A 24,854-nucleotide genomic window follows, 5' to 3' on the forward strand; every position below is an offset into this window, starting at 1 on the left:
ATGAGTGTCCAGTTCATCGGCATGATCCAGCCGCACGAAGTTTCTGAAACCTTCCCCCGCCGTGGCCCGGTGATCGACCGCGACTTTGTGCGCGTGTTCGCCCAGGCCCATGAGCACGCCGGCTTTGACCGCATCCTGGTGCCGGCGCATGCCACCAGCCCCGACAACCTGCTGGCGGTCACCTACGCGGCCTCGGTCACCCAGCGCATCAAGTTCTTGCTGGCGCACCGCCCGGGTCTGCAGCAACCCACCGTCACGGCGCGCCAACTGGCCACGCTGGACCAGTACACCGACGGCCGCGTGGCCGTGCACTACATCACCGGCGGCTCGGACGAAGACCAGCGCCGCGACGGCGACTTCCTGGGCCACGACGACCGCTATGCCCGCACCGACGAGTACCTGAGCGTGCTGCGCCAGATCTGGACCGCCGACAAGCCCCTGAACCACGAAGGCCGCTTCTACCGCATCGAGGGCGGCTGGTCCGAGGTCAAGCCCCTGCAGCAGCCGCACCTGCCGATCTATTTCGGTGGCGCCTCCGAGGCCGCACTGCAAGTGGCCGGCAAGCACGCCAGCGTCTATGCGCTGTGGGGCGAGTCGCTGGCCCAGGCCGGTGATCTGGTGCGCCGCGTGCGGGCCTCTGCCGCCCAGCACGGGCGCGACATCGGCTTCAGCATCTCGTTCCGCCCCATCCTGGGCCGCACCGAGGACGAGGCCTGGGCCCGCGCCGAACGCATTCTGGAAGACACGCGCCGCGTGCGCTCGCTGCAGGGCTTTGCCCGCGGCGGCCCCTTGCAAAGCGAGGGGGCGCGTCGCCTGTTGGCCGATGCGGCCCAGGGCGACCGGGTGGACGAGCGCCTGTGGACGGCGATTGCCCGCGAGACCGGCGGCCGCTCCAACACCACGGCCCTGGTGGGCACGCCCGAACAGGTGGCCGACGCCTTGCTCAAGTATTACGACCTGGGCATCAGCACTTTCCTGATCCGCGGCTTCGACCCCTTGCTGGACGCCATCGACTACGGCCGTGAACTGCTGCCCCTGGTGCGCCAGAAAGTGGCTGAGCGCGAGGCCGCCGCCGCAGCCCAAGCCCAACTCAAAGCCGCCTGAAAGAAAGTCTCCGATGTCTGCTGTTCTGCAAACCCCTTCGCTCACCCTGGTGCGCAACCCCCACCCGCAACGCAAGGACTGGTTTGATGAAACCCCGGCCCGTCCGACGGTTGAGGCCGAGCGCCGCCACCGCAAGGAACGCCTGGCCGTGGCTTTCCGCCTGTTCGCCCGCTTTGGCTTCGACCACGGCCTGGCCGGCCACATCACGGCGCGCGACCCCGAGCTGAGCGACCATTTCTGGGTCAACCCCCTGGGCCTGCATTTCTCGCAGATCAAGGTGTCGGATCTGCTGCTGGTGAACTCGCAAGGTGAGATCGTGGTGGGCCAGGGCCCGCTCAACCGGGCCGCCTTTGCCATCCACGCCGCGCTGCACGAGGCGCGCCCTGACATCGTCGCTGCCGCCCACACCCATTCCACCTACGGCAAGGCCTGGTCGACCCTGGGCCGTGAGCTGGACCCGCTGACCCAGGACGGCTGCGCCTTCTACCAGGACCACGCCCTGTTCGACACCTTCAGCGGTGTGGTGCTGGAGACCGACGAGGGCTTTCGCATCGGCAAGGCCCTGGGCCAGCGCAAGGCCGTGATCCTGAAGAACCACGGCATTTTGACGGCCGGCCCCTCGGTCGAGTCGGCCGCCTGGTGGTACATCGCGCTGGACAACGCCTGCCACACCCAACTGTTGGCCGAGGCCGCCGGCAAGCCGCAGCCGATCCCGCACGAGGTGGCCTTGCTGACCCACAGCCAGGTCGGCCGCCCGGGCGGCGCCGAGTTCTCGTTCAAGGGCTTCTACGACATCATCGTGCGCGAGCAACCCGAGGTGCTGCAGTGAACGCCCCGCTGAACTGGGGCCAGACCGCACGCGCCCTGGCCGTCGAATTCGCGGTCCGAGCGCCGGCCCATGACCGGGATGGCAGCTTTCCGTTCCGCAACTTCGACGATCTGCACGCGGCCGGCCTGCTGACCCTGGCCGCGCCGGTGGCCTACGGCGGGCAGGGCGCCAGCCTGGGTCAGCTCACCGATGTGGTGGGCGCCGTGGCGCACGGCGACCCGGCCACGGCCCTGGTGCTGACCATGCAGTACATGCAGCACCGTGGCATGGGCCGGCGCCACAAGCCCTGGCCCGAAGCCCTGGCGCGCCGGGTGGTACAGGATTCGCTGCAGCGTGTGAGCCTGGCTAACGCCTTGCGTGTCGAGCCCGAGTTGGGCACACCGGCGCGCGGCGGCCTGCCGGCCACCATCGCCCGGCGTCAGCCCGATGGCCGCTGGCGCCTGTCGGGTCGCAAGATCTACTCCACCGGGGCGCCCATCCTCAGCTGGTACCTGGTGTGGGCCCGCACCGATGACGAGCAGCCCCTCACGGGGGCTTTCCTGGTGCCGGCTGACCTGCCCGGCACCCGCATCGAGAACACCTGGGATCACCTGGGCCTGCGCGCCAGCGGCAGCCACGACATCGTGTTTGAAGACGTGCTGTTGCCCGCGGACGCACCGCTGGAGCTGCGAGCCCCGACCGACTGGGGCCAGGGCGACCTGTTGATGCAAGCTGAAATGGCCGCCTTTTTTGCCGCCTTGTACACCGGCGTGGCCCGCGCCGCCCGCGACTGGGTGGTGGGCTTTTTGCACGACCGCCAACCCAGCAGCCTGGGTGCGGCGCTGGCCACCTTGCCAAGAGCGCAAGAGCACCTGGGCCAGATCGAAGCCTTGCTCACCGTGAACCAACGCCTGATCGACAGTTTGGTGACCGACCTGGAGGCCGGCCTGGAGCCCAGCTTTGCCGACAGCGGCATCGTCAAGTCGGTCACCACGCACAACGCCCTGCAGGCCGTGCAACAGGCGGTGGCCCTGAGCAGCAACCACGGGCTGGCACGGCGCAACCCGCTGGAGCGCCACCTGCGCGACGCGCAGTGCGGCGTGGTGCACACCCCGCAGGACGACAGCGTGCACATCGCGGCGGGCCGCCGCGCGCTGGGCCTTTGACGCCTTTCGGCGCAGCCTCGGCGCTGCCCGCGAACGCCCCGGCCGGGCCCCGTGAGGGGCCTGGCTTTTGGCGCTGGCAGGGGGCCTTTGCATCCTCGTTTTGGGGATAAGGTGCTGCCCAAATATTCGTTTTCTGCGGCGGGCAACCGGCGAAGAATCGCGTCCTTTTCAGACCCTCTTGAAACTGTCGAGGCCATCGAAGCGCTCGATGGGACCCAACCCCCAGGACGCATCCGCCATGAACTTCCAGCAACTCCGTTCGGTGCGAGAGGCCGTGCGACGCGGCTTCAACCTCACCGAGGTGGCCCAGACCTTGAACACCTCGCAACCTGGCGTGAGCCGACAGATCCGTGAACTGGAGGACGAACTCGGCATTGAGCTCTTCGTGCGGGTCGGCAAGCGCCTGACCGGGCTGACCGAGCCCGGCAGCCATGTGCTGCCCATCATCGAGCGCATCCTGCTCAACAGCCACAACCTGCGCAAGGCAGGGCAGGAGTACGTGGCCCCGCGCAGCGGCCAACTGTCGGTGGCGGCCACGCACTCGCAGGCCCGATACGCCTTGCCCAGGGCGGTCAAGCAGTTCTCGCAGCATTTCCCCGAGATCCGCCTGCACCTGCACCAGGGCACGCCCCAGCAGGTGGCTGCCATGCTGTTGGCGGGTGAGGCCGATGTAGGCATTGCCACCGAGGCGCTGGCCCAGTTCGACGGGCTGGTGGCCTTGCCCTGCTACCGCTGGAGCCACTCACTGGTGGTCCCGCCCGGACACGAGCTGCTGCGGCACGACGGCCCGGTGACGCTGAGCCGCCTGGCCGAGTTTCCGCTGATCACCTACGACACCGGCTACACCGGCCGCTCGCACATCGACGAGGCCTTTGCCCACCACCAGGTGCAGCCCGAGATCGCGCTGACCGCCATGGACGCCGACGTCATCAAGACCTACGCCGAGCTGGGCATGGGGGTGGGCATCGTGGCCAGCATGGCCTTCGACCCGCTGCGCGACAAGGGCTTGCGTGCGCTGGATGCCAGCCACCTGTTCGGCTTCAACCTGACCCGGCTCGCCGTGCGGGCCGGCACCTATTTGCGCTCGTACGAAGAGTCGTTCATCGAGGCCTTTGCCCCCAGCCTGACGGCCGGCGTGGTGCGCATGGCCCTCGACGAAGGCCGGGCGCCCGCCCGCCTGGCTGCCACGGCACCGCCGCCGCCACCACCGCCACCCCCGCCCGAGCCCTGGCCCTTGCTGGGCAACGCCTCGCCCGCAGCGCCGGTGCCGGCGACCCGACCGGCGTTGGTGGTCTGAAGAACGGCTGCGGCCCCTGTGTGCCCGGCACATATCGATCACCGCAAATCTTCGTTGGCATGGGGCACCGTGGCGCCTACGGTGTCGCAACCCTTCCCGCATTCATTCTCCGAAAGGCTTTTCATGACAACACGACAACTCAAATTCGGCTTTGTGCTGCATGGCGTGGGCGCCGGCTGGGGCGACTGGCGCCACGAGGCCGCACTGGCCGACGGCAGCGTCAACTTCAAGTTCTATGCCGAGCAGGCCCAACTGGCCGAGCAGGGGCGCTTTGAGTTCCTGTTCGTGGCCGACAGCGTGCACATCACCGAGCGCTCCAGCCCGCACTACCTGAACCGCTTCGAGCCGCTGACCATCCTGTCGGCCCTGGCGGCCGTCACCTCCAAGATCGGCCTGGTGGCCACCGTCACGGCCAGCTACAGCGAGCCCTACACCGTGGCCCGCCAGTTCGCCTCGTTGGACCACATCAGCGGTGGACGTGCTGGCTGGAACGTGGTCACCTCGTGGCTCGATGGCAGTGCGCGCAACTACAGCCAGGCCGAGCACTATGCGCACGACGTGCGCTACCGCCTGGCCAGCGAGCACCTCGATGTGGTGCAAGGCCTGTGGGACAGCTGGGAAGACGACGCCCTGGTGCGCAACAAGGCCACCGGCCAGTTCTTTGACTCGGCCAAGCTGCACCGGCTGGACCACCAGGGTGAGTTCTTCCAGGTTGAGGGGCCGCTCAACATTGCCCGTTCGCGCCAGGGCCAGCCGGTGATCTTCCAGGCCGGCGCCTCCGAGGATGGCAAGAACTTCGCAGCCCAGCGCGCCGATGCGATCTTCTTCCATGCCGACCAGCTGGAAGACGCCCAGGCCTACTACCGCGACGTCAAGGCCCGGGTGGCTGCGACCGGGCGTGACCCGGCCCAGGTCTTCCTGCTGCCGGGCATCCGGCCCATCGTGGGCCGCACCGCGGAGGAGGCCGAGGCCAAGTACCAGATCGCCGCCTCGCTGGTGCCGATCGAGAACGCCTTGGCCGCCCTGGCCCGGCCCTTCAATGACCACGACTTTTCGGTCTACCCGCTCGACCAGCCCTTTCCGGACCTCGGGGACATCGGCAAGAACAGCCAGCAGGCCGCCAGCGACCGCATCAAGCAGGTGGCGCGTGAGCGGGGGTGGACGCTGCGCCAGGTGGCCCAGTGGCATGCGGCGCCCAAGCGCACTTTTGTAGGCACGGCCGAGCAGGTGGCCGACGAGATCCAGCGCTGGTTCGAGAACGAGGGCGCCGATGGCTTCAATTTCTTCGAAGCCCTGCCCAACACCTCGCTGAAGGATTTCGTGTCGCTGGTGGTGCCGATCCTGCAGGCGCGCGGCATTTACCGCACCGACTACCCGCACGACACCTTCCGCGCCCACCTGGGCCTGCCGGTGCCGGCCAACCGCTACACCGTGGCGCGTGAACAGGCCCAGAAGGTCGCTGAGCCCGTGCACGAAGCGGCCGGCGAGGCGGTGGTGGCCTGATGGGCGCGCCAAGCCTTGAGCGCCTGGTGGTGCTGAACCCGCTGGGCGCGGCGGTGGGCGAGCGCATTGCCGCCGTCGACCCGCGCCTGGTGGTCATCAACGACCGCGAGGCCCCCGGCTGGGCCCGGGCCCACGAGGTGGATGTGCTGCTGACCGCGCCCGGCCACGGCTGGCGCCAGGCGCCAGCGCAGGCCCCGGCCGGCTGGCCGGGCACGCTGCGCTGGGTGCACACCGCCTCGGTGGGGGTGGACTTTTTTCCGCCCTGGCTGCTGCAGGTGCCCCAAGTGAGCTGCGCGCGCGGCGTGGCCGCCACCCCGATTGCCGACTATGTGCTGTCGGCCCTGCTGGCACACAACCAGCCCTGGGCGGATCGGCGCGTCCAAAGCCCCGAGGCCTGGCGGCGCGAGTTCGAGCGTGCCGAGGCGCAGCCGCTGCGCCTGCTGGCCGGCCAGCACCTGGGCCTGCTGGGCTTTGGCGCCATCGGCCAGGCCGTGGCCCGGCGGGCGCTGGCCTTTGGCATGCAGGTCACGGCGCTGCGCCGCAGTGCCGCGCCCCTGGGTGAGCCGGGCGTGGCCCAGGCCCGCTCGCTGCCCGAACTGCTGGCCCAGGTGGACCACCTGGTGCTGGCGCTGCCCATCACGGCCGAGTCGCGCCATGTGATCAACGCCGAGGCCCTGGCCCATGCCCGGCCCGGCTTGCACCTGGTGAACATCGCCCGCGGCGCGCTGGTCGATCAGCAGGCCTTGCTGCAGGCCCTGGACAGCGGTCGCCTGGGCGCCGCCACCCTGGACGTGACCGACCCCGAGCCGCTGCCGGTCGGCCACCCGCTCTATACCCACCCTGGGGTGCGGTTGACGCCGCACATCTCATGGGCGGCGGGCGAGGTGCAGACCGCCACGGCCGACAAGTTCATTGACCAGCTCCAGCGCTACTTCAAGGGTGAGCCCCTGGCTGATCTGGTCGATGCCCAGCGTGGCTACTGAGCGCCCGCCTTACCGTTCTTTTTCCCCACTCCCAAACCATGAACAAAATCGACGCTTCGCTTTCCCGCCGCCACCTGCTGGGTGCCGCCCTCACCGCACCCGCCTGGCTGCAAGCCGGCCTGGCCCAGGCCGCCAGTCCGGCCCCGGCGGTGGACCCGGCCGAACTCTCCAAGGTGACCTTGCGCATCGGCACCTACAAGGGCAACTGGCGGGCCCTGCTGACGGCGGCCAAGCTGACCGACACCCCGTACAAGATCGAATGGCGCGAGCTGAACAACGGCGTGCTGCACATCGAAGCCTTGAACGGCGACGCGCTGGACCTGGGCTCGGGCAGCGAGATCCCGGCGCTGTTCGCGGCGCGCCAGAAGGCGCAGGTGCGCTTTGTGGCCGTGGTGCGCGAAGACCTGAACAACCAGGTCACGCTGGCCCGCAAGGACACCGCCATCCGCAGCATCGCCGACCTCAAGGGCAAGCGGGTGGGTTATGTGCGTGCCACCACCGCGCACTACTTTCTGAGCAAGCAGCTGGCAGAGGCCGGCCTGAGCTTCTCGGACATCCAGGCCATCAACCTGAGCCCGGCAGACGGCCTGTCGGCCTTTGACCGGGGCGACCTCGATGCCTGGGCCATCTATGGCTACAACGGCCAGATCGCCCGCCTCAAGTACGGGGCGCGGGTGCTCAAGACGGGGGTGGGCTACCTGACGGGCAACTTCCCCATCTACGCCAACCCCAAGTCGATCAGCCAGCCTGCCACCCAGGCCGCCATCAGTGACTACCTGCTGCGCCTGCGCCGCGCCTACCTGTGGGCCAACCAGAACTACCTGGAGTACGCGCGTGTGATCTCTGAAGAGACCCGCATCCCGGTGGGCGACCTGATCGAGCTGTGGAACAACCGCAGCACCGATTTCGATCTGCGTGCGGTGTCGGACAGTGTGGTGAAGGGGCATCAGGAAGTGGCCGACACCTTCCAGAAGCTGGGCGTGCTGGACGGCCCGGCCGAGGTGGCCCCGCTGTGGGACCGCCGCTTCGACAAGCTGTTCAAGGTCTGACGCCCGGGGCTGCGGCCCCTGGCCCCTGTCCCCATGAAAAAAGCCGACCCAGGCGTGAGCCCGGGTCGGCTTTGTCTTGGGCGGCTTGGTATCAGCCGCGGCCGCTGCTCAGGCGCCGCACCACCGCGATGAAGCGGTCCACCTCTTCACAGGTGTTGTAGAACGCCAGCGAGGGCCGCACCGTGGCCTCGACGCCAAAGCGGCGCAGGATGGGCTGGGCGCAGTGGTGGCCCGAGCGCACGGCAATGCCTACTTCGTTCAGGGCCCGGCCCACCTCTTCGGTGGTGTAGCCCTTGAGCACAAAGGACAGCACGCTGGCCTTGTCGGCCGCGGTGCCGATCAGGCGCACCCCGGGGATGGGTGCCAGCAGGTGGGTGGCATAGGCCAGCAGGTCGTGCTCGTAGCGCGCGATGTTGTCCAGGCCGATGCGCTGCACATAGTCGAGGGCGGCACCCAGGCCCACCGCGTCAGCGATGTTGCCGGTGCCAGCCTCGAACTTGTTGGGCGGCGGCTGGAACACCGTGCGCTCAAAGGTCACGTCGGCGATCATGTTGCCGCCCCCTTGCCAGGGCGGCATGGTGTCGAGCAACTCGCGCCGGCCGTAGACCACGCCAATGCCGGTGGGGCCAAAGATCTTGTGCCCGGAGAACACAAAGAAATCGGCCCCGATCTCCTGCACATTGACGCGCAGGTGGCTGACCGACTGGGCCCCGTCCACCAGGGCGCGGGCCCCGGCCGCGTGGGCCATGGCCACGATCTCGCGCACCGGCACCACCGTGCCCAGTGCGTTCGAGACCTGGGTCACGGCCACGATCTTGGTGCGCGGGTTGAGCAGCTTGCGGTACTCGTCGAGCAACACCTGGCCGGTGTCGTCCACCGGGATCACGCGGATGCGTGCGCCTTTTTGCGCCGCCAGCTGTTGCCAGGGCACGATGTTGGCGTGGTGCTCCAGGTGGGAGACGATGATCTCGTCGCCTTCGCCCACGTTCTGCACGCCCCAGGTCTTGGCCACCAGGTTGATGGCCTCGGTGGCGCCGCGCACAAAGATCACCTCGTTCACCGACTGGGCGCCGATGAAGGCACGCACCTTTTCGCGCGCACTTTCGTACGCGTCGGTGGCGCGGGCGGCCAACTCATGCGCGGCCCGGTGGATGTTGGAGTTCTCGTGGGCGTAGAAGTAGGCCAGGCGGTCGATCACCGACTGCGGCTTGTGCGTGGTGGCGGCGTTGTCGAACCACACCAGCTGTTTGCCATTGACGCGCTCCTGCAGGATCGGGAAGTCGCGGCGCACCGCGTTCACGTCCAGCCCCACCGGCCGTTGTGCGGCCTGCTGGTGGGGCAGGGCAGCGCTCGGGCCGGCCACGCTGTCGCCCGCGCTGGGCACGAAGTAGTAGCTGGAGCCCGGGCCCGCCGCAGAGGTGGCCTGGGACCCCGCTGGGCCCTTGCTGCTCAGCAGGGCGCGCAGCTCGTCGGCCCTGGGCAGGCCGAAGGACTGGGCGCTCACGCGGTCGTCCCGCGGGGCGGCCGCCGCCGGGCCGGTGCTCGGGTAGCCACTGGCTTCGCCGAGGAAGTAGTACGGCGTGGAGGGCGTCGAATGGGGCTGGGCACTCGGCGCCGCAGCCACCTGGGGCACGCCCAACGCCTGGCCGCCCAGGCGGCTGTCCAGCGCTGGCGCGGCCACCACGGCGCTGTCGGGCAGGCCGTTGGGCGCGGCCGCATGCGGCTGCAGCGAGGGCGCGGAGGCCCCCAGCGACAGCACGCTTTGCGGGTTGTTGGGCGCCACATTGGCCCCTGGCGCCAGCGTGCCGGGCAATTGGGGGCCTTGCGTCAGCGGGCCGGTGGAGCTGCCGCCGGGCAGCACATTCGCCGGCGCCGGCACGCCCCCCAGGGCCTGCGGCGGCGCGGGCTTGGGCAGCCCACCGGGCAGGGCCGAGAAGAACTCGCCGGCCAGGCGCGTCAGCGTCGCCACATCAGGCAGGCCCGGCGGCGCCGAGCCGCCCGGCAGTGCGAGCTCACTTGTAGGTGTCAGGGTAGTCATGGAACTTGCCGATCTCAACGTCTTCCAGAACCGCCAGGGCGTCTTCCGACTGCACCACCAGCGAGCAGTACAGGCTGATCAGGTAGCTGGCGATGGCGCTGCGGTTGATGCCCATGAAGCGCACCGACAGGCCCGGGCTTTGCTCGCCGGCCAGGCCGGGCTGGTAGACGCCGACCACGCCCTGGCGCTTGTCGCCCACGCGCAGCAGCAGGATCTTGGTCTTGCCGTCGGCCACCGGGACCTTGTCGCTGGGGATCAGCGGGATGCCGCGCCAGGTCAGGAACTGCGAGCCGAACAGGCTCACCGTCGGCGGCGGCACACCACGGCGGGTGCATTCGCGGCCGAAGGCGGCGATGGCCAGCGGGTGGGTCAGGAAGAAGGCGGGCTCTTTCCAGACCTTGGTGATCAGCTCGTCCAGGTCGTCAGGCGTCGGGGCGCCGGTCAGCGGGTAGACGATCTGCGAGGGCGCGACATTGGCCAGCAGGCCGTAGTCGGGGTTGTTGATCAGTTCGCTTTCCTGCTTTTCCTTGATCGTCTCGATCGTCAGGCGCAGCTGCTCCTTGATCTGGTCGTGCGGGCTGCTGTAGAGGTCGCTGACGCGGGTATGCACGTCGAGCACGGTGGAGACCGCGTTCAGGAAGTACTCGCGCGGCGCGTCTTCGTAGTCGACGAAGGTCTGCGGCAGTTCCGATTCATCGCGCTTGGCGCAGGCCACCAGCACGTCTTCGGGGTTCTTGACCTTGTTGAGGCGGTAGATGCCGGCCTCGACCGGCACCCATTGCAGCAGGTGCGTCAGCCAGCGCGGGCTGATGGTGGAGAGGACCGGGGCGGTCTTGGTGGCATTGGCCAGTTGCCGTGCAGCGCTGTCGCTGAGGGCTGCCTGGGCGTTTTGGTGTTCCGACATGGAAGACTCCGCAGTGGTTGAAAAGAGAAAAAAGGTCAGCAGGCAGTGTCTGGCGGGGCGGAGCGGCGTTCAACAGGCTATAGCCGTCAAGCGCAGACCGTTGATCAGCCGTTGTTGCGACAGGCGTTCGGTCTGTGCCAGCAGGTTGCTGGGGCTTTGCCCCAGCGCACGGGCCAGCTTGTCGAGCGTGATCAGCGAGGGCACGGCCTGGCCGCGCTCCAGCTCGCCCACATAGCTGCGGTTGAGGTCGGCGCTCTCGGCCAGTCGCTCCTGCGACCAGCCCAGGCGCTCGCGTTGCTGGCGCACGGCGAGGCCGAACAGCTCGGGCAGGCGGGCGCTCATGACGCCGCTCCGGCGGGCGCATGTTGCGAGCGGGCCTGGGTGATGTGCGTGCCCGGTGCCAGGTCGTGCGTCAGCCACACATTGCCCCCGACGCTGGCGCCGCGGCCCAAGGTGACCCGGCCCAGCACGGTGGCCCCGGCATAGATCACCACCTCGTCTTCGACGATGGGGTGGCGCGGCAGGCCTTTCTGGGGGTTGCCCTGCTCATCGGTGGGAAAGCTCTTGGCCCCCAGCGTGACGGCCTGGTAGATGCGCACGCGCTCGCCGATGACGGCGGTCTCGCCAATCACCACGCCCGTGCCGTGATCGATGAAGAAGCCCGGCCCGATGCGGGCGCCGGGGTGGATGTCGATGCCGGTCTCGCTGTGCGCCAGCTCGGCCACGATGCGCGCCAACAGGGGCACGCCCAGCTCGTAAAGCCGATGCGCCACGCGGTGGTGGATCATGGCCTGGATGCCGGGGTAGCACAGCAGCACCTCGTCCACGCTGCGCGCCGCCGGGTCGCCCGCGTAGGCGGCCAGCACATCGCTGTCGAGCAGCTCGCGCAGCTGCGGCAGCGAGTGGGCGAAGTCGCGCACGATCTGCTCGGCACGCAGGTCCAGCGTGGCCGCGTCGACCGAGGGTTCGTGCTTGTGGGCGTAGCGCAACTCCAGCTGCACCTGGGCCAGCAGCGACTGCAGCACCGTGTCCAGCGTGTGGCCCACATAGAAATCCTCGCCCTCCTGGCGCAGGTCGGGGGGGCCCAGGCGCATCGGGAACAGGGCGCCGCGCAGCAGGTCCAGGATGTGGGTCAGCGCTTCACGCGAGGGCAGCTCGCGGCCGCCGGGCTCGTTGGAGCGCTGCTGCGATTCGCGCCAGCGCCGTCGCGCCTCGGCCAACTCGCGCACCACCTGGTGCACGTCAAAGGGGGACGGGCGCACTTCAGGCGCATCCGTCGTGCGGGGCAGGGGCAGGGCATGCAAGGTCATGGGGGAGCGCGCTCAGGGCAAGAAAAGAAAAGGAGGCGGGCTCAGTCCTGCACCCAGGGCAGGCCGCGGAAGCGCCAGCCATCGCTGCCGCCGCGGTGCTGGGCGGCGTCGATTTCGCCTTCAAACCCTTCAAGCACATTGAAGACGGCCGTGAAGCCCGCCTTGGCCGCGGCTTCGGCCGCCAGTGCCGAGCGCTTGCCGCTGCGGCACAGCAGCAGCACCGGGGCGTGCTTGGGCACCTTGGCCTCCAACTCGCGGGTGAAGCGGGGGTTGCGCGTCAGCGCGGTACCGGTGGCCCAGGCCACGTGCAGGCTGCCCGGCACATGGCCGACAAACTTGCGCTCTTCGGTCGAACGCACGTCCACCAGGGCGGCGTCGCCGGCTTCAAACAGGGCCCAGGCCTGTTGGGGCGTGACCCCACCCGCATAGGGCAGGCCGGCCGCCGCCGCCGCGGCACGTGCCGCTTTCAGGGCTTCGGGAAGGGTGTTTTCGACAGGGGTGGCAACAGACATCTTGAAAGCCTTTCTGGGTCTTATCGAGGCCGCGTCGCGGGGATTCGGCGGCTGACAAGCACTCTAAGAAGGGGCCTTCAATACTCAAACGAATGATTTCTCTCTTTCTAATGAGGGAAATGTCTTAGTGGTGTCGGACTGTGTGCGCTGGGTCAGCGCTGCACCCCCCAGCGCCGCACGGTGACCCGCTCCAGGTTGGAGAACACCAGGCTTTCGACCCCCAGGCCGATGACGATGACCAGGGCCAGGCCGGCGAAGACCTTGTCGGTGTAGAGCTCGTTGCGGTTCTGGAAGATGTACCAGCCCAGGCCGCCCTGGCCCGAGGTGGCGCCGAAGACCAGCTCGGCCGCGATCAGGGTGCGCCAGGCAAAGGCCCAGCCGATCTTGAGGCCCGACAGGATGGCCGGCAGGGCGGCCGGGATCAGGATCTGCAGCACGTAGCGGATGCCGCTGAGGCCGTAGTTGCGGCCGGCCATGCGCAAGGTCTCGGGCACGGCCTGAAAGCCGGCGTAGGTGTTGAGGGCCAGTGGCCACAGCACCGAGTGGATCAGCACGAACACCAGGCTGCCCTGGCCCAGGCCGAACCACAGCAGGGCCAGCGGCAGCAGGGCGATGGCGGGCAGGGGGTTGAACATGGCGGTCAGGGTGGCCAGCAGATCGCGCCCGAATTGGGTGGACACGGCCAGGGTGGTCAGGCCCAGGGCCAGGGCCATGCCCGCCAGGTAGCCCTTGAGCAGCACCGCGAGCGAGATCTGGGTGCGCTGCAGCAGCTCGCCGCTGAGCAGGCCGTCGGCCAGGGCGCGGGCGGTGGCGCCAAAGGTGGGCAGCAGCAGGTCGTTGTCTTGCCAGCGGGCCAGCAGTTCCCACAGCCCGGCCAGCAAGAGCAGGATCAGGCCACGGCGCAGGCCGGGCTGTTGCCAGGCGCGGCTGGCCAGCGGCAGGGGGTGCGCCAGCGGAATGTCGTCCAGCGGGGGCAGGGTGCGTTCGTATTCGGGGCGCACCGGCGGTGTCGGCCATGAGGTCGGTGAGGCGCTCATGCGGCGTTTCTCCAGGGGGTGGCCGGATGGCTGTTTGACGGGGCGGCCTTGGGCGGGCTCTCTTCGAACAACAGGTGGTGGATGCGTTGGGCCGCGGCCTGGAAGCTCGGGCTGCCGGCGCTGTGCAGGTCCCATTCGTGGCTGTTGATCTCGGCGCGCACCCGGCCCGGGTGGGGCGACAGCAGGCCGATGCGGTTGCCCACCACCAGGGCCTCTTCGATGGAGTGGGTGACAAACACCAGGGTGAAACGCAGCGCCTCCCACAGGGCCAGCAGTTCCTCTTGCATCTTGCGCCGGGTCAGGGCGTCGAGGGCGGCGAAGGGTTCGTCCATCAGTAGCACCTGGGGTTGCATGGCCAGGGCACGGGCAATCGCCACGCGCTGCTTCATGCCGCCCGAGAGCTGGTGTGGGTAGGCCTGGGCAAAGGCGGCCAGGCCCACCTTGTCGAGCACGTCGAGGGCGCGTTCGCGCGCCTCGGCCCGGCCCAGGCGGCGCGAGGCCCGCAAGGGGAACATCACATTGGCCAGCACGGTCTTCCAGGGCGGCAGCTGGTCGAACTCCTGGAACACCACCATGCGGTCGGGGCCCGGGCCGCGCACGGGCTGACCTTTCAGTCGGATCTCACCCTCGCTGGGCGGGATGAACCCGGCAATCGCCTTGAGCAGGCTGGACTTGCCGCAGCCCGAGGCTCCCAGCAGCACGAAGCGGTCGCCCTGGTGCACGTCCAGGCTGATGCGGTGGGTGGCGCGCACCACGCGTTGCGGGCTGCGGTAGTCGAGGCTGACGCCGTCGAGCTGCAACAGGGGTACGGGGTGCAGTGGAGAAGCTTGGCTGGCCATGGCGAACCTGGCCTCAACTGCCCGACTGGGCTGGGCTGCCGTCGAAGAAGTAGTCCTTCACCGTGGCCGGCTTGTTCTTGATCGCGCCGACCCGGTGCATGAACTGGCCCAGGCCCAGGGTGTTTTGCGGCGCGGTCTTGAACTGCACCTCGGGGTTGCGGATGATTTTCAGCAACAGATCGCGGTCGGTCTTGGCGCGGGTGACCCGCAGGTAGGTGTCGGCCGCCTTCTCGGGGTAGGCGGTGATGAACTGGGCGGCTTCGTCCAGCGCGGCGACCAGGGCCTGATAGGTCTTGGGGCTGTCCTTGTAGAACTTCTCGGTGGCGTACAGCACGGTGGCCGAGGAGGGGCCGCCTTGCACGTCGTAGCTTTTGAGCAGCACGCGGGCCTGGGGGTTGCCGGCCAGCTCCTGCTCCTGGAAGGGCGGGTTGCCGAAGTGGGCGGTGATCTCGGTGCCGCCCTTGAGGATGGCGGCGGCCGCCTCGGGGTGGGGCAGGGCCACGCTGAGCTTGTCGAGGCGGTCGAACTCGGCGTCTCCCCACTTCTTGGCCGCGGCCATCTGCAGGATGCGCGACTGCACCGACACGCCCACCGCCGGCAGGGCGATGCGGTCCAGGCCGGTGAAGTCGGCGATGCTGTTGACCTTGGGGTTGTTGGTGACCAGGTAGTACGGAAAGTTGCCCAGCGAGGCCACGCCGCGCACGTTCTGCTTGCCGCGGGTGCGGTCCCACAGCGTGAACAGTGGGCCGACGCCGGCACCGGCCACCTCGATCGAGCCCGACAGCAGGGCATCGTTGACGGCGGCGCCGCCCGAGAGCTTGATGAACTCGACCTGGATGTCGATGCCGGCAGCCTTGCCGTGCTTTTCGATCAGCTTCTGGTCTTGCGCGACGTTGAGCAGCAGGTAGACGATGCCGAATTGCTCGGCAATGCGCAGCTGGCCTTCGGCGGCCTGGGCCTGCAAGGCGGCCAGACTGCTCATTAGGAGGGCAGTGCTGCTGGCCAGGGCGGCGGCACGCAGGGCCAGGCGACGGGAGAGTGTTTGTTTCATGGCGAGGATGGGCTGGGTGGGTCAGAAGGCGACATCGCCTTCGATGGTCACGCGGTAAAGCTTGCGGCGCAGGTGGTCCGGGGTGCCGGCGGCCAGGTGCAGCACCGAGCGGTTGTCCCAGAACACCAGGTCGTGCGGCTGCCACCGATGGCGGTACTGGAACTGCGGCTGCACGCTGTGGGCAAACAGCTCGGCCAGCAAGGCCCGGCTTTCGTCTTCGGGCACACCCAGGATGCGGGTGGTGAAGTGCTCGCTGACAAACAGCGCCTTGCGGCCCGACTCGGGGTGGGTGCGCACGACGGGCTGCGCCACGGGCTTGACCTGGGCCACCTGCTCGGGGCTCAGGTTCGGGCGCCAGGGGCTGCGCGCTTGCAGCTCGGCATAGCGGGCCAGGTAGTGGTGCTCGGCCTTCAGGGGCGCGATGGTTTTCTTCAGCTCGGCGCTCAGGCTGTCCCAGGCCAGGTGCTGGTTGGCGAACAGGGTGTCGCCACCTTCGGCGGGCAGTTCATGTGCATGCAGCAGCGAGCCCAGGCTGGGCTTTTCCTTGTACGACAGGTCGGAGTGCCAGAACACGCCCGCGTCCCCGAGGCCGATGGGTTTGCCGTTTTCGAGGATGTTGGAGACGATCAACACCTCGGGGTGGCCCGGCAGCGCGAAGGTGTTGAGCACATGGATCTGCAGCGGGCCGAAGCGCCCGCTGAAGGCCACGTGTTGGTCGGGCGTGAGCGTGGCCTGGTCACGGAACACCAGCACGTGGTGGTCGAGGTGGGCTTGGTGGATGCGGCGGAAATCCTCGGTGTTAACCGGGCGCGACAGGTCCAGGCCGATGACCTCGGCGCCCAGCGGGCCGGCCAGGGGGCGGATGTCGAAGGACTGCGCCGGTTCTGTGGCAGCAGCAGCAAAGTGGGGGGCAAGCGTGGCGGACATGGTTCGGGGCTCTGGGTTGGGCGCCTCTGGCCGGGCCAGGGGCGCGATCGGCGGGGCCGGGGGGCTTCAGGCCGGGCTGGCCTCGGCCAGGGCCGCGTTCTGGGGGGCTGCAGCAGCCTGGCGAGCCAGGGCAGCCGGGTGCGCCGGCCGGGGCAGGCCCAGATGCTCGCGCAGGGTGCGGCCGCTGTACTCGGTGCGGAACAGGCCGCGGCGGCGCAGCTCGGGCAGTACGAGTTCGATGAAGTCGCTCAGGCCGTGGGGCAGGGTGGGGCCCATCACGTTGAAGCCATCGGCGGCGCCGGTCTGGAACCAGTGTTCGAGTTGATCGGCGATCTGCACGGGCGTGCCTATCAGGGTCCAGTGACCACGGGCCGAGATCACCTTCTGGTAGAGCTGGCGCAGGCTGAGGTTCTCCCGGCGCGCCATGGCGCTGAACAGGTCTTGCCGGCTTTGCCAGCCTTCGGTACGTGGCAGCTCGGGCAGCGGGCCGTCGAGCGGGTAGCCTGACAGGTCCACCCCGCCCAGGAAGGCCGACAGCAGGCCCAGGCCTTGTGCCGGGTCGATCAGCGACTGCAGGGCTTCGTATTTTTCTTGCGCCTCGGCCTCGCTGCGGCCCACGAAGGCCGACACGCCGGGCAGGATCTTGAGGGCATCGACGGGGCGCCCAAAAGCCGGCAGCCGGGCCTTGAGGCCCTGGTAGAAGGCGCGGGCCTCCTCCACGGTCTGTTGGGCGGTGAAGACCAGCTCAGCGGTTTCGGCGGCCAGGTTCTGGCCGTCTTCCGACGAGCCGGCCTGGACCATCACCGGGTAGCCCTGGATGGGGCGCGGCGTCTGCAGGGCCCCATGCACCGAGTAGTGCGTGCCCTCGTGGCGCACGCGGTGCAGCTTGGCTGGGTCGAAGAATTGGCCGGCCTGGGCGTCGAAGCGGAAGGCGTCGTCCTCCCAGCTGTCCCACAGGCCTTGGGCCACTCTCACGTATTCATGGGCGCGCTGGTAGCGGCTGGCGTGGTCGGCCTGCTGGTCCAGGCCGAAGTTGCGGGCTTCGAAATCGGAGCCCGAGGTGACCAGGTTCCAGCCCGAACGGCCTTCGCTGAGGCGGTCCAGGGTGGCGAATTTGCGCGCCAGGTGGTAGGGCGGCAGGTAGCTGGTCGAGACCGTGGCCACCAGGCCGATGCGCTCGGTGGCGCCGGCCAGGGCCGTCAGCAGCTGCAGCGGCTCCAGCATGTAGGGCAGGGCGTTGCGCGCCAGCAGGTGGGCGGGCGCATCGGACAGGCCCACGTTGTCGGCGCAGAAGATGGCGTCGAACTTGGCGGCCTCAGCTTGACGGGCCAGGTTTTGGTAATGCGCCAGGCTGGCGGCACCGGCCGGATCGACGTCCGGATGGCGCCAGGCCGCCAGATGGTGGCCCACCCCGAACAGGAAGGCCCCCAGGTGCATTTGGCGAGGGGATGGGCTCATGACGGGGTGGCTTTCTACTTGTCAGCGCAGGCCGGCGATCAGAGCTTGGCGATCGACACTTCGGTCGACTTCACCAGGGCCACGACCTCGGAGCCGAGGGTCAGGCCCAGGTCGTCGACCGAGCGGGTGGTGATGACGGAGGTGACGATGCCCCAGGGGGTTTCAACGTCGATTTCGGACACGACATCACCGCGGATGATTTCGCGGACCTTGCCCTTGAACTGGTTGCGGACGTTGATGGCTTGGATGGACATGGTGGATCTCTTTCAGTGGTTGGAAGTCAGAAGCAAAGGGACATGCAAAGGGGAGTGCGCTGGCGGGTCGTCAGCTCAGCGCGGCGAATAGATCTGGTCGAACGAGCCGCCGTCGGCAAAGTGGGCCTTGTCGGCCGTGGCCCAGCCGCCAAAGGCCTCGTCGATGGTGAACAGCTTGAGCGGCGGGAACTGCGAGGCGTACTTGGCCTTGGCCTTGGCGTCGGTGGGGCGGTAGAAGTTGCGGCCGGCGATGTCCTGGCCTTCTTCGGAGTACAGGTAGCTCAGGTAGGCCTCGGCCACCTTGCGGGTGCCTTTCTTGTCGACGTTCTTGTCGACCACGGCCACCGAAGGCTCGGCCAGGATGCTGATCGAGGGGGCCACGATCTGGAACTTCTCGGCACCGAACTCCTTCAGCGCCAGGAAGGCCTCGTTCTCCCAGGCCAGCAGCACGTCGCCCACGCCGCGTTGCACAAAGGTGATGGTCGAGCCGCGGGCGCCGGTGTCCAGCACCGGCACGTTCTTGTAGAGCTTGCCGACGAATTCCTTGGCCTTGGCGTCGCCGCCGTACTGGCGCTTGGCGTACTCCCAGGCGGCCAGGTAGTTCCAGCGGGCGCCGCCCGAGGTCTTGGGGTTGGGGGTGATCACGGCCACGCCGGGTTTGATCAGGTCGTCCCAATCCTTGATGCCCTTGGGGTTGCCCTTGCGCACCAGGAACACGATGGTCGAGGTGTAGGGCGAGCTGTTGTGCGGCAGGCGCTTGACCCAGTCCTTGGCGATCAGGCCGCCGTGGTTGGCCACGGCATCCACGTCGCCGCCCAGGCCCAGCGTGACCACGTCGGCATCGATGCCGTCGATCACCGAGCGGGCCTGCTTGCCCGAGCCACCATGCGACTGCTTGACCGACACGTCCTGGCCGGCCTTGGCCTTCCAGTACTTGGCGAAGGCGGCGTTGTACTCCACATACAACTCGCGCGTCGGGTCGTAGGACACATTGAGCAGGTTCACGGTCTGGGCGGCGGCCGGCAAGGCCGTCAGGGTGCCCGCGGCCAGCACGGCGGCGGCGAGCAGGGGAACGCGGAAGAAAGAGCGGCGGCTGGACATGGTGGAGGCTCCGATCGAATGGGGGTTGGGTTGTTTTGGTGACTGGCCTTGATTCTGAAAACCCCCGATCCAAACGTGAACGAATAAGAACAATGGTTCTTATGCGGTTTTGTAGTTAACGAAGAGGAGCGGTCTTTTGGGCGATCTGGTCGGTTGAGCATCACGATTCAAGTTGTGCTCGCAACCATCAGGGCAATCACCTAGTTGCACACGCAACTAAATGGCTTAAATTTCAGCCTGTCGTTTGATCCAGGGCAGAACGCCGTGGGCGCGAACGACAAGACCCAGCTTTCCCCACCCACACAAGAGACTGACCATGCACCTGCCCCACCCAACCCTGCGCCGACGCGCCTGGCTGCTTCTGGCCCTGGCCGGCATGGCCGCCCCGGCCACGCCCGCACTGGCGGCCGACCCCTATCCCTCCAAGCCCATCGAGTGGGTGGTGCCTTATCCGGCTGGTGGCGGTACCGACGTGGTGGCCCGCACCCTGGCCGAGGCCATGGGCAAGGCGCTGGGGCAGCCCATCATCATCAACAACAAGCCCGGCGCGGCCACCAACATCGGGGCCGAGTACGTGGCCCATGCCAAGGCCGACGGCCACGTGCTGCTGTCGGCCGACACGGCCACCCTGGCAGCCAACCCCTTTCTGTACACCAAGCTGGCCTACAACGCCGAAAAAGACTTCGCCCCCATCGGCCTGACGGTGCGCTTTCCGATGATCCTGGTGGTCAATCCCCAGGTGCCGGTCAAGACCCTGGCCGAGTTCAAGGCCTGGGCCAAGGCCCAGAACGGCGCCAACTACGCCACCCCGGGCGCCGGCAGCCCGCACCACCTGGCCACCGAGCTGTTCCGGGCCCAGGCGGGCCTGCAGCTCACCCATGTGCCCTACCGCGGCGCTGCCCCGGCGGTGCAGGACGTGGTGGCCGGCCAGGTGCCGTTCATGTTTGTTGACACGGCCAGCGGCTACCAGTTCATTGCCGCCGGCAAGCTGCGCCCGATCGGCGTGGCCAGCCCGCGACGGGTGCCCAATTTCGAGACCATCCCCACGCTGCAGGAGCAGGGGCTCAAGGGCTTCGAGGCCTACGCCTGGCAGGGCCTGGTGGCCCCGGCGGGCACGCCGCCCGAGGTGATCGCCAAGCTCAACAGCGCCTTGCTCGGCGCCCTGGGCTCGACCGCCATCAAGGCCCGCCTGCAGACCCTGGGGCTGGAGTCCATTCCCGGCACGCCACGGCAGATGGCCGACTACGCCGCCGCCGAGCGCGCCAAGTGGGGCCAGGTCATCCAGACCAGCGGCATCAAGCTGGATTGAGCCGCCTGCCCGCCCTTTCCTTTTTCTGAGCACTGACATCACCATGCACCAGCCCACCACCGAAGCCCGGCCCTCGATCTATTACCCCTACCAGGTGTTTGCCCCCTGGCTGCCCTCGGCCCACCCGCCCCAGGCGCGCCAGCGCGTGGTGATCGCGGGCTCGGGCCCGGCCGGCATGGTGGCGGCGCTGGAGCTGGCCCGCCATGGCGTGCCCAGCGTGGTGCTGGAGAGCGAGCTGCAGGTGTCGCAGGGCAGCCGGGCCATCGTGTTCACGCGCCGTTCGATGGAGATCCTGCAGCAGGTCGGGGTGGCCCACCGCATGAGCGAGCAGGGCCTGCCCTGGCGCTTCGGCAACTCGTACTACCGGGGCCAACGCGTGTTCCGCATGGAAGCGCCGCACGACAGCGACGACCGCTTCTTTCCCATGCTCAACATCCAGCAGCAGTACATGGAGGAGTACCTGCTGGACGCCTGCGCGGCCCAGCCCCTGATTGATTTCCGCTGGGGCAACAAGCTGGTGCAGATCACCCAGGAAGAGGGCGTGGCCCACCTGCAGATCGACACGCCCGAGGGCCCCTATGTCCTGGACACCGACTGGCTGGTGGCAGCCGACGGCGGGCGCTCCGAGATCCGCACCGCCCTGGGCCTGAAGATGGAAGGGGCCTCGTACGAGGGCTTCTTCGTGATCGCCGACATCCGCATCGACCTGCCCCTGCCCACCGAGCGCCTGGCCTTCTTTGACCCCGAGTGGAACCCCGGCAACACCATCCTGATGCACCGCGAGCCGCACGGCATCTGGCGCGTCGACTACCAGTTGCCCCCGGGCGAAACGCCCGAGCAGGCGCTGCGGCCCGAGTCGCTCAAGGCCCGCATCGATGCGCAACTGGCCATGATCGGCCACGCCGGCACGCCCTGGGAGATGGATTGGAGCTCGGTTTACTCGGCCCGCACCCTCACGCTGCCCGACTACGTGCACGGGCGCGTGCTGTTCACCGGCGACGCGGCCCACCTGCTGCCCATCTTCGGGGTGCGCGGCGCCAACACGGCGTTCCAGGATTCCCAGGCCCTGGGCTGGCAACTGGGCCTGGTGGTCAAGGGCCTGGCCGGCGAGAAACTGCTGGCCAATTACAGCGCCGAGCGCGTGGGCGCCGCCCGCGAGATCATCGACGAGGCGGGCAAGAGCACCCGCTTCATGACCCCGCCCAGCCGCGGCTTCCGCCTGCTGCGCGACGCCGTGCTGTCGCTGTCGCTGAGCCAGGATTTTGTGCGCCCGCTCTACCACTGGCGCACCTCACGCCCGCACGAGTACAGCGCGTCGGCGCTCAACAGCATGGGCGACGACAACGCCCTGTTCACCGCCGGCCCGGCGCACGGCGCCCCGCCGCGCAACATCCGCCTCTCGGCCGATGATTTTCTGCTTGACCACCTGGGGGGCGGTTTTGACCTGCTGTACTTCACCGAAGCCCCGGCCCTGCCCGAGGCCCTGCAGCAGGTGGTGGCCACCGCCCGGGCCCGGGGTGTGCCCCTGAAGGTGATCGCCGTGGGCGCCACGGGCCCGGTGGCCGGTGCTGACCTCTGTCTGCCCGATGCCGACGGCCACTTCCGCCAGGGCTATGGCGTGCCCGCCAGTGGCGCCGCCTACCTGCTGCGCCCCGACCAGCACGTGTGCGCCCGCTGGCTCACGCTGGATGCCCACCGCCTGCAGGCCGCCCTGCACACCGCCCTGCCGCAATGAACCCACCCAAGATCGCTGCCATGACCGCCCAATCCACCCAACCCGACATCCTCTCACTGCCCGGCCTGGAAGACGTCTACGACGCCCTGGCCACCGCCATCGACCAGGCCGGCCCCGACAAGGCCGAGCTGTTCCTGGTCAAGCTGGCGCTGCTGAACGCGCAGCGGCTGGGCAGCGCCAGCCTGGTGCGCGAGCACATTGAGGCGGCGTTGAGGGATCTTTGAGGCTCGGTGCCGGTGGAGGGGGGATTCGCCAGAAGGCCTCTGGATTGGGGTAACAATCGCTGGCAACAGCACTGGAGCAGGGTGTGGCCAGGCCATTGGTTGCCTCATGCTCTCAGCCTGAACCGAATCGAAACGGGACATTGACGATGACAAGCACCCAACAACGCGCCGAACTCCAGTGCCGCAACTGGCAAATTGCCAACGACGTGTGTGGCGCCGTCGACGGCTGGGATTCCAAGCATGTCATTTTGGTCAAAATCGAAAACAGGGGAGCAAATGGATGAGTGATCAACCCACCTCTCTGATGCCCACGCCCACAGGCTATGTTGACTGGCTGAGCGAGCTGAAAATCAAAATCCACAGCGCCCAGCAACGGGCCACGCTGGCGGTCAATCGCGAACTGGTTCTGCTGTACTGGCAAATCGGCTGCGACATACTGAGCAAGCAACATGAGCAAGGCTGGGGGGCGAAGGTGATTGAGCGTCTGGCGCATGATCTGCACAGCGCCTTCCCTGACATGAAAGGGTTTTCGCCGCGCAACCTCAAATACATGCGCGCCTTTGCCCAAGCTTGGCCCGACACCGAATTTGTGCAAGCGGTGCTTGCACAATTGCCCTGGTACCACCAATTGGCGCTGCTGGACAAGCTATCCCACCCTGACGCGCGTCGCTGGTACGCCGCCAAGGCCATCGAGCACAACTGGTCTCGAAATGTGCTGGTGATGCAAATCGAAACCCGCTTGCTGGAGCGCAGCGGCTCAGCCGTGACCAACTTCGAAGTGAGTCTGCCCAAACCACAGTCCGATCTGGCGCGCGAATCACTGAAGGACCCCTACCGCTTCGACTTTCTGGGCTTGACCGACGAGGCGCAAGAGCACGAGATGGAGCATGCGCTGACCCAACATGTCACCGAATTCCTGCTGGAATTAGGGGCGGGCTTTGCTTTTGTCGGGCGGCAGGTGAAGCATGATCTCGACAACCCCACCATTGGCTTGTTGCTGTGCAAAAGCAAAAACAAGGTGGTTGCCGAATACGCCTTGGGCGATAAAAGCCAACCGATGGGCATCGCCGAATACAAGCTGATCGAATCGCTCCCTGATCCACTCAGAACCAATTTGCCCAGCATCGAACAGATTGAGCGCGAATTGCAAGGCGGTGAGGCCTGATCGGTGTGGTTTTTTGAGGGAGCCGCCGGCACCCTCTCACCCCAAATACGCCATCCCCCGTATCTGCGGCCCGATGTCGTCGAGAAAGGCCTGGGCCAGGGGGGACAGTGATCGGCCGCGGCGGGTGAAGACCTCGAAGCTGCGGCGCACCTCGGGCTGGCGCAGCGGCTGCATGTTCAGGCCATACAGCGAGACCAGCGGCGCGGCGTACGGGATGCACAGCGCCACGCCCAGACCGGCCTGCACCATCGACAAGGCCGTGGACATGTAGGCCACCTCGGTGCTCGGCGCAAACTGGAAGTCGGGGTCGGCGGCCCGCAGGTCCTGGGCCAGGCGCTCGGTGAACTGGCCTTGCAGGCCGATCACGGGGTAGGGCTTGAGATCGGCCCAGCGCAGGCTGGCTTTCTGGGCCAGCGGGTGGCCGGGCGGAAAGACGGCCATGAAGGGCCCGTCAAACAGGTGGGCCGAGGTGATGTCGGAGTTGGGCTCGCGTTCGGGGCCGATGCCGATGTCGACCTCGCCCGAGAACACCCGCGCCATCACATCCTCGACCGGCACGTCCACCAGCTTCACCGAGCCCCCCGGGTGATCGGCCTGGAAGCGGGCGATCAGCTCGGGCATCAGGGTGGAGGCCAGCAACTGCGACACCGCCACCCGCACCACCCCTTTCTTGTTGGTGGTGTCATCCACGGCGCGGTGCAGTACCTCGTCCAGGTCATGCAGCACGGTTGCCAGCATCGGGCTGAGGCGCTCGCCAGCCTCGGTGAGGTGCACGCGGCGTGTGCTGCGGTCGATCAAACGCACGCCCATCGACTGCTCCAGTTCCTTCACCAGGCCCGACAAGGCTGATTGCGAGATGTACAGGCTTTCGGCCGCCAGGGTGAAGCTGCCGGTGCGCGCCACCGCCAGAAAGGCCCGCAACTGCCGCAAGGTCACATTCATCGGATTAACCTATAAATTGATCGAATAAAACGGCTTGCATGATAGTTGGTGATCCAGTCCAATGGCGTTGCCCCGGGCCTCATGGCGAGTGCCCGACGACAAAACCCCCGACGATCATCGCCAGACACAACGCTCACG

General features: G+C 67.9%; 24 protein-coding genes. 11 read left to right on the forward strand and 13 right to left on the reverse strand.

The window, feature by feature from the left end; translation table 11 throughout:
* The 7 genes from AC07VS_RS14245 (at position 1) to AC07VS_RS14275 (ending at position 7,910) form a co-directional block, all read left to right on the forward strand.
* Entirely contained in the window at positions 1-1,104 is a 1,104-nt protein-coding gene (locus AC07VS_RS14245) for an LLM class flavin-dependent oxidoreductase (protein WP_494657030.1), read from the forward strand.
* Between the two features lie 13 nt (positions 1,105-1,117).
* Positions 1,118-1,933: a class II aldolase/adducin family protein gene (locus tag AC07VS_RS14250; RefSeq protein ID WP_494657029.1), complete on the forward strand. Its 816-nt coding sequence runs from the start codon at positions 1,118-1,120 to the stop codon at positions 1,931-1,933.
* A complete protein-coding gene (locus AC07VS_RS14255) occupies positions 1,930-3,078 on the forward strand; it encodes an acyl-CoA dehydrogenase family protein (RefSeq protein WP_494751288.1) in 1,149 nt (382 codons plus the stop codon). Before AC07VS_RS14250 ends, AC07VS_RS14255 begins: the two co-directional genes overlap by 4 nt.
* 238 nt (positions 3,079-3,316) lie before the next feature.
* Positions 3,317-4,375 carry a CysB family HTH-type transcriptional regulator gene (locus tag AC07VS_RS14260; RefSeq protein WP_492349902.1) on the forward strand — a complete coding sequence of 353 codons (1,059 nt, stop codon included), beginning with the start codon at positions 3,317-3,319 and terminating at the stop codon, positions 4,373-4,375.
* A 123-nt stretch (positions 4,376-4,498) separates the two neighbouring features.
* Entirely contained in the window at positions 4,499-5,878 is a 1,380-nt protein-coding gene (locus AC07VS_RS14265; protein ID WP_492349887.1) for an LLM class flavin-dependent oxidoreductase, read from the forward strand.
* A complete protein-coding gene (locus AC07VS_RS14270; RefSeq protein WP_494751289.1) occupies positions 5,878-6,861 on the forward strand; it encodes a D-isomer specific 2-hydroxyacid dehydrogenase family protein in 984 nt (327 codons plus the stop codon). Before AC07VS_RS14265 ends, AC07VS_RS14270 begins: the two co-directional genes overlap by 1 nt.
* 38 nt (positions 6,862-6,899) lie before the next feature.
* The gene (locus AC07VS_RS14275; protein ID WP_494751290.1) at positions 6,900-7,910 is read left to right on the forward strand and encodes an ABC transporter substrate-binding protein; all 1,011 of its coding nucleotides are present in this window, start codon (positions 6,900-6,902) and stop codon (positions 7,908-7,910) included.
* A 91-nt stretch (positions 7,911-8,001) separates the two neighbouring features.
* On the opposite strand, the gene AC07VS_RS14280 is transcribed toward AC07VS_RS14275, so the two are convergent.
* The 12 genes from AC07VS_RS14280 to AC07VS_RS14335 all read right to left on the reverse strand — a co-directional run bounded on the left by AC07VS_RS14280 (position 8,002) and on the right by AC07VS_RS14335 (position 19,341).
* Positions 8,002-9,948 (reverse strand): family 2A encapsulin nanocompartment cargo protein cysteine desulfurase, encoded by a 1,947-nt coding sequence (locus tag AC07VS_RS14280; RefSeq protein ID WP_494751291.1) that lies wholly within the window; start codon positions 9,946-9,948, stop codon positions 8,002-8,004.
* Positions 9,923-10,852: a family 2A encapsulin nanocompartment shell protein gene (locus tag AC07VS_RS14285; protein ID WP_494751292.1), complete on the reverse strand. Its 930-nt coding sequence runs from the start codon at positions 10,850-10,852 to the stop codon at positions 9,923-9,925. Before AC07VS_RS14285 ends, AC07VS_RS14280 begins: the two co-directional genes overlap by 26 nt.
* A gap of 69 nt (positions 10,853-10,921) precedes the next feature.
* On the reverse strand, positions 10,922-11,194 hold the full coding sequence (locus tag AC07VS_RS14290; RefSeq protein WP_492349882.1) for a helix-turn-helix domain-containing protein: 273 nt from the start codon (positions 11,192-11,194) through the stop codon (positions 10,922-10,924).
* The gene (epsC, locus tag AC07VS_RS14295) at positions 11,191-12,162 is read right to left on the reverse strand and encodes a serine O-acetyltransferase EpsC (protein WP_494751293.1); all 972 of its coding nucleotides are present in this window, start codon (positions 12,160-12,162) and stop codon (positions 11,191-11,193) included. The genes AC07VS_RS14290 and epsC overlap by 4 nt, the downstream gene beginning before the upstream one ends.
* Before the next feature lie 41 nt (positions 12,163-12,203).
* Positions 12,204-12,674, reverse strand: coding sequence for a rhodanese-like domain-containing protein (locus AC07VS_RS14300; RefSeq protein WP_492349880.1), 471 nt, complete (start codon positions 12,672-12,674; stop codon positions 12,204-12,206).
* A 152-nt stretch (positions 12,675-12,826) separates the two neighbouring features.
* Positions 12,827-13,711: an ABC transporter permease gene (locus tag AC07VS_RS14305; RefSeq protein ID WP_494657018.1), complete on the reverse strand. Its 885-nt coding sequence runs from the start codon at positions 13,709-13,711 to the stop codon at positions 12,827-12,829.
* Positions 13,708-14,550 (reverse strand): ABC transporter ATP-binding protein, encoded by an 843-nt coding sequence (locus AC07VS_RS14310; protein WP_494657017.1) that lies wholly within the window; start codon positions 14,548-14,550, stop codon positions 13,708-13,710. The genes AC07VS_RS14305 and AC07VS_RS14310 overlap by 4 nt, the downstream gene beginning before the upstream one ends.
* Positions 14,551-14,563: 13 nt before the next feature.
* Positions 14,564-15,601: an ABC transporter substrate-binding protein gene (locus AC07VS_RS14315; RefSeq protein WP_494751294.1), complete on the reverse strand. Its 1,038-nt coding sequence runs from the start codon at positions 15,599-15,601 to the stop codon at positions 14,564-14,566.
* Between the two features lie 21 nt (positions 15,602-15,622).
* Positions 15,623-16,528, reverse strand: a complete 906-nt coding sequence (locus AC07VS_RS14320) for a TauD/TfdA dioxygenase family protein (RefSeq protein ID WP_494751295.1) — start codon at positions 16,526-16,528, stop codon at positions 15,623-15,625.
* Between the two features lie 66 nt (positions 16,529-16,594).
* Positions 16,595-17,986, reverse strand: coding sequence for an LLM class flavin-dependent oxidoreductase (locus AC07VS_RS14325; RefSeq protein WP_494751296.1), 1,392 nt, complete (start codon positions 17,984-17,986; stop codon positions 16,595-16,597).
* 38 nt (positions 17,987-18,024) lie between these two features.
* A complete protein-coding gene (locus tag AC07VS_RS14330; protein ID WP_492349874.1) occupies positions 18,025-18,240 on the reverse strand; it encodes a TOBE domain-containing protein in 216 nt (71 codons plus the stop codon).
* A gap of 75 nt (positions 18,241-18,315) precedes the next feature.
* Entirely contained in the window at positions 18,316-19,341 is a 1,026-nt protein-coding gene (locus AC07VS_RS14335) for a sulfate ABC transporter substrate-binding protein (protein WP_494657012.1), read from the reverse strand.
* 316 nt (positions 19,342-19,657) lie between these two features.
* On the opposite strand from AC07VS_RS14335, the gene AC07VS_RS14340 reads away from it, so the two are divergent.
* From AC07VS_RS14340 to AC07VS_RS14355, 4 genes are all read left to right on the forward strand, one after another.
* A complete protein-coding gene (locus tag AC07VS_RS14340; RefSeq protein WP_494751297.1) occupies positions 19,658-20,650 on the forward strand; it encodes a Bug family tripartite tricarboxylate transporter substrate binding protein in 993 nt (330 codons plus the stop codon).
* A 43-nt stretch (positions 20,651-20,693) separates the two neighbouring features.
* On the forward strand, positions 20,694-22,385 hold the full coding sequence (locus AC07VS_RS14345; protein WP_494751298.1) for an FAD-dependent monooxygenase: 1,692 nt from the start codon (positions 20,694-20,696) through the stop codon (positions 22,383-22,385).
* A gap of 20 nt (positions 22,386-22,405) precedes the next feature.
* Complete coding sequence (locus tag AC07VS_RS14350; RefSeq protein ID WP_492349870.1) at positions 22,406-22,609, forward strand: DUF2783 domain-containing protein; 204 nt, start codon at positions 22,406-22,408, stop codon at positions 22,607-22,609.
* 280 nt (positions 22,610-22,889) lie between these two features.
* Positions 22,890-23,774 carry a PDDEXK nuclease domain-containing protein gene (locus tag AC07VS_RS14355; RefSeq protein WP_494751391.1) on the forward strand — a complete coding sequence of 295 codons (885 nt, stop codon included), beginning with the start codon at positions 22,890-22,892 and terminating at the stop codon, positions 23,772-23,774.
* A gap of 36 nt (positions 23,775-23,810) precedes the next feature.
* Here the strand turns inward: AC07VS_RS14355 and AC07VS_RS14360 are convergent, their stop codons facing one another.
* Complete coding sequence (locus AC07VS_RS14360) at positions 23,811-24,716, reverse strand: LysR family transcriptional regulator (RefSeq protein WP_492349869.1); 906 nt, start codon at positions 24,714-24,716, stop codon at positions 23,811-23,813.
* Positions 24,717-24,854: the final 138 nt, after the last annotated feature.

The organism is Curvibacter sp. GW821-FHT01G03 (assembly GCF_059422285.1).

Excerpts from the sequence above, each read along its gene's own strand:
- AC07VS_RS14245 (WP_494657030.1), top strand. The coding sequence starts at position 1 with ATGAGTGTCCAGTTCATCGGCATGATCCAGCCGCACGAAGTTTCTGAA.
- AC07VS_RS14250 (WP_494657029.1), top strand. The coding sequence starts at position 1,118 with ATGTCTGCTGTTCTGCAAACCCCTTCGCTCACCCTGGTGCGCAACCCC.
- AC07VS_RS14260 (WP_492349902.1), top strand. The coding sequence starts at position 3,317 with ATGAACTTCCAGCAACTCCGTTCGGTGCGAGAGGCCGTGCGACGCGGC.
- AC07VS_RS14265 (WP_492349887.1), top strand. The coding sequence starts at position 4,499 with ATGACAACACGACAACTCAAATTCGGCTTTGTGCTGCATGGCGTGGGC.
- AC07VS_RS14270 (WP_494751289.1), top strand. The coding sequence starts at position 5,878 with ATGGGCGCGCCAAGCCTTGAGCGCCTGGTGGTGCTGAACCCGCTGGGC.
- AC07VS_RS14275 (WP_494751290.1), top strand. The coding sequence starts at position 6,900 with ATGAACAAAATCGACGCTTCGCTTTCCCGCCGCCACCTGCTGGGTGCC.
- AC07VS_RS14280 (WP_494751291.1), bottom strand. The coding sequence starts at position 9,948 with ATGACTACCCTGACACCTACAAGTGAGCTCGCACTGCCGGGCGGCTCG.
- AC07VS_RS14285 (WP_494751292.1), bottom strand. The coding sequence starts at position 10,852 with ATGTCGGAACACCAAAACGCCCAGGCAGCCCTCAGCGACAGCGCTGCA.
- AC07VS_RS14290 (WP_492349882.1), bottom strand. The coding sequence starts at position 11,194 with ATGAGCGCCCGCCTGCCCGAGCTGTTCGGCCTCGCCGTGCGCCAGCAA.
- epsC (WP_494751293.1), bottom strand. The coding sequence starts at position 12,162 with ATGACCTTGCATGCCCTGCCCCTGCCCCGCACGACGGATGCGCCTGAA.
- AC07VS_RS14300 (WP_492349880.1), bottom strand. The coding sequence starts at position 12,674 with ATGTCTGTTGCCACCCCTGTCGAAAACACCCTTCCCGAAGCCCTGAAA.
- AC07VS_RS14305 (WP_494657018.1), bottom strand. The coding sequence starts at position 13,711 with ATGAGCGCCTCACCGACCTCATGGCCGACACCGCCGGTGCGCCCCGAA.
- AC07VS_RS14310 (WP_494657017.1), bottom strand. The coding sequence starts at position 14,550 with ATGGCCAGCCAAGCTTCTCCACTGCACCCCGTACCCCTGTTGCAGCTC.
- AC07VS_RS14315 (WP_494751294.1), bottom strand. The coding sequence starts at position 15,601 with ATGAAACAAACACTCTCCCGTCGCCTGGCCCTGCGTGCCGCCGCCCTG.
- AC07VS_RS14320 (WP_494751295.1), bottom strand. The coding sequence starts at position 16,528 with ATGTCCGCCACGCTTGCCCCCCACTTTGCTGCTGCTGCCACAGAACCG.
- AC07VS_RS14325 (WP_494751296.1), bottom strand. The coding sequence starts at position 17,986 with ATGAGCCCATCCCCTCGCCAAATGCACCTGGGGGCCTTCCTGTTCGGG.
- AC07VS_RS14330 (WP_492349874.1), bottom strand. The coding sequence starts at position 18,240 with ATGTCCATCCAAGCCATCAACGTCCGCAACCAGTTCAAGGGCAAGGTC.
- AC07VS_RS14335 (WP_494657012.1), bottom strand. The coding sequence starts at position 19,341 with ATGTCCAGCCGCCGCTCTTTCTTCCGCGTTCCCCTGCTCGCCGCCGCC.
- AC07VS_RS14340 (WP_494751297.1), top strand. The coding sequence starts at position 19,658 with ATGCACCTGCCCCACCCAACCCTGCGCCGACGCGCCTGGCTGCTTCTG.
- AC07VS_RS14345 (WP_494751298.1), top strand. The coding sequence starts at position 20,694 with ATGCACCAGCCCACCACCGAAGCCCGGCCCTCGATCTATTACCCCTAC.
- AC07VS_RS14350 (WP_492349870.1), top strand. The coding sequence starts at position 22,406 with ATGACCGCCCAATCCACCCAACCCGACATCCTCTCACTGCCCGGCCTG.
- AC07VS_RS14355 (WP_494751391.1), top strand. The coding sequence starts at position 22,890 with ATGAGTGATCAACCCACCTCTCTGATGCCCACGCCCACAGGCTATGTT.
- AC07VS_RS14360 (WP_492349869.1), bottom strand. The coding sequence starts at position 24,716 with ATGAATGTGACCTTGCGGCAGTTGCGGGCCTTTCTGGCGGTGGCGCGC.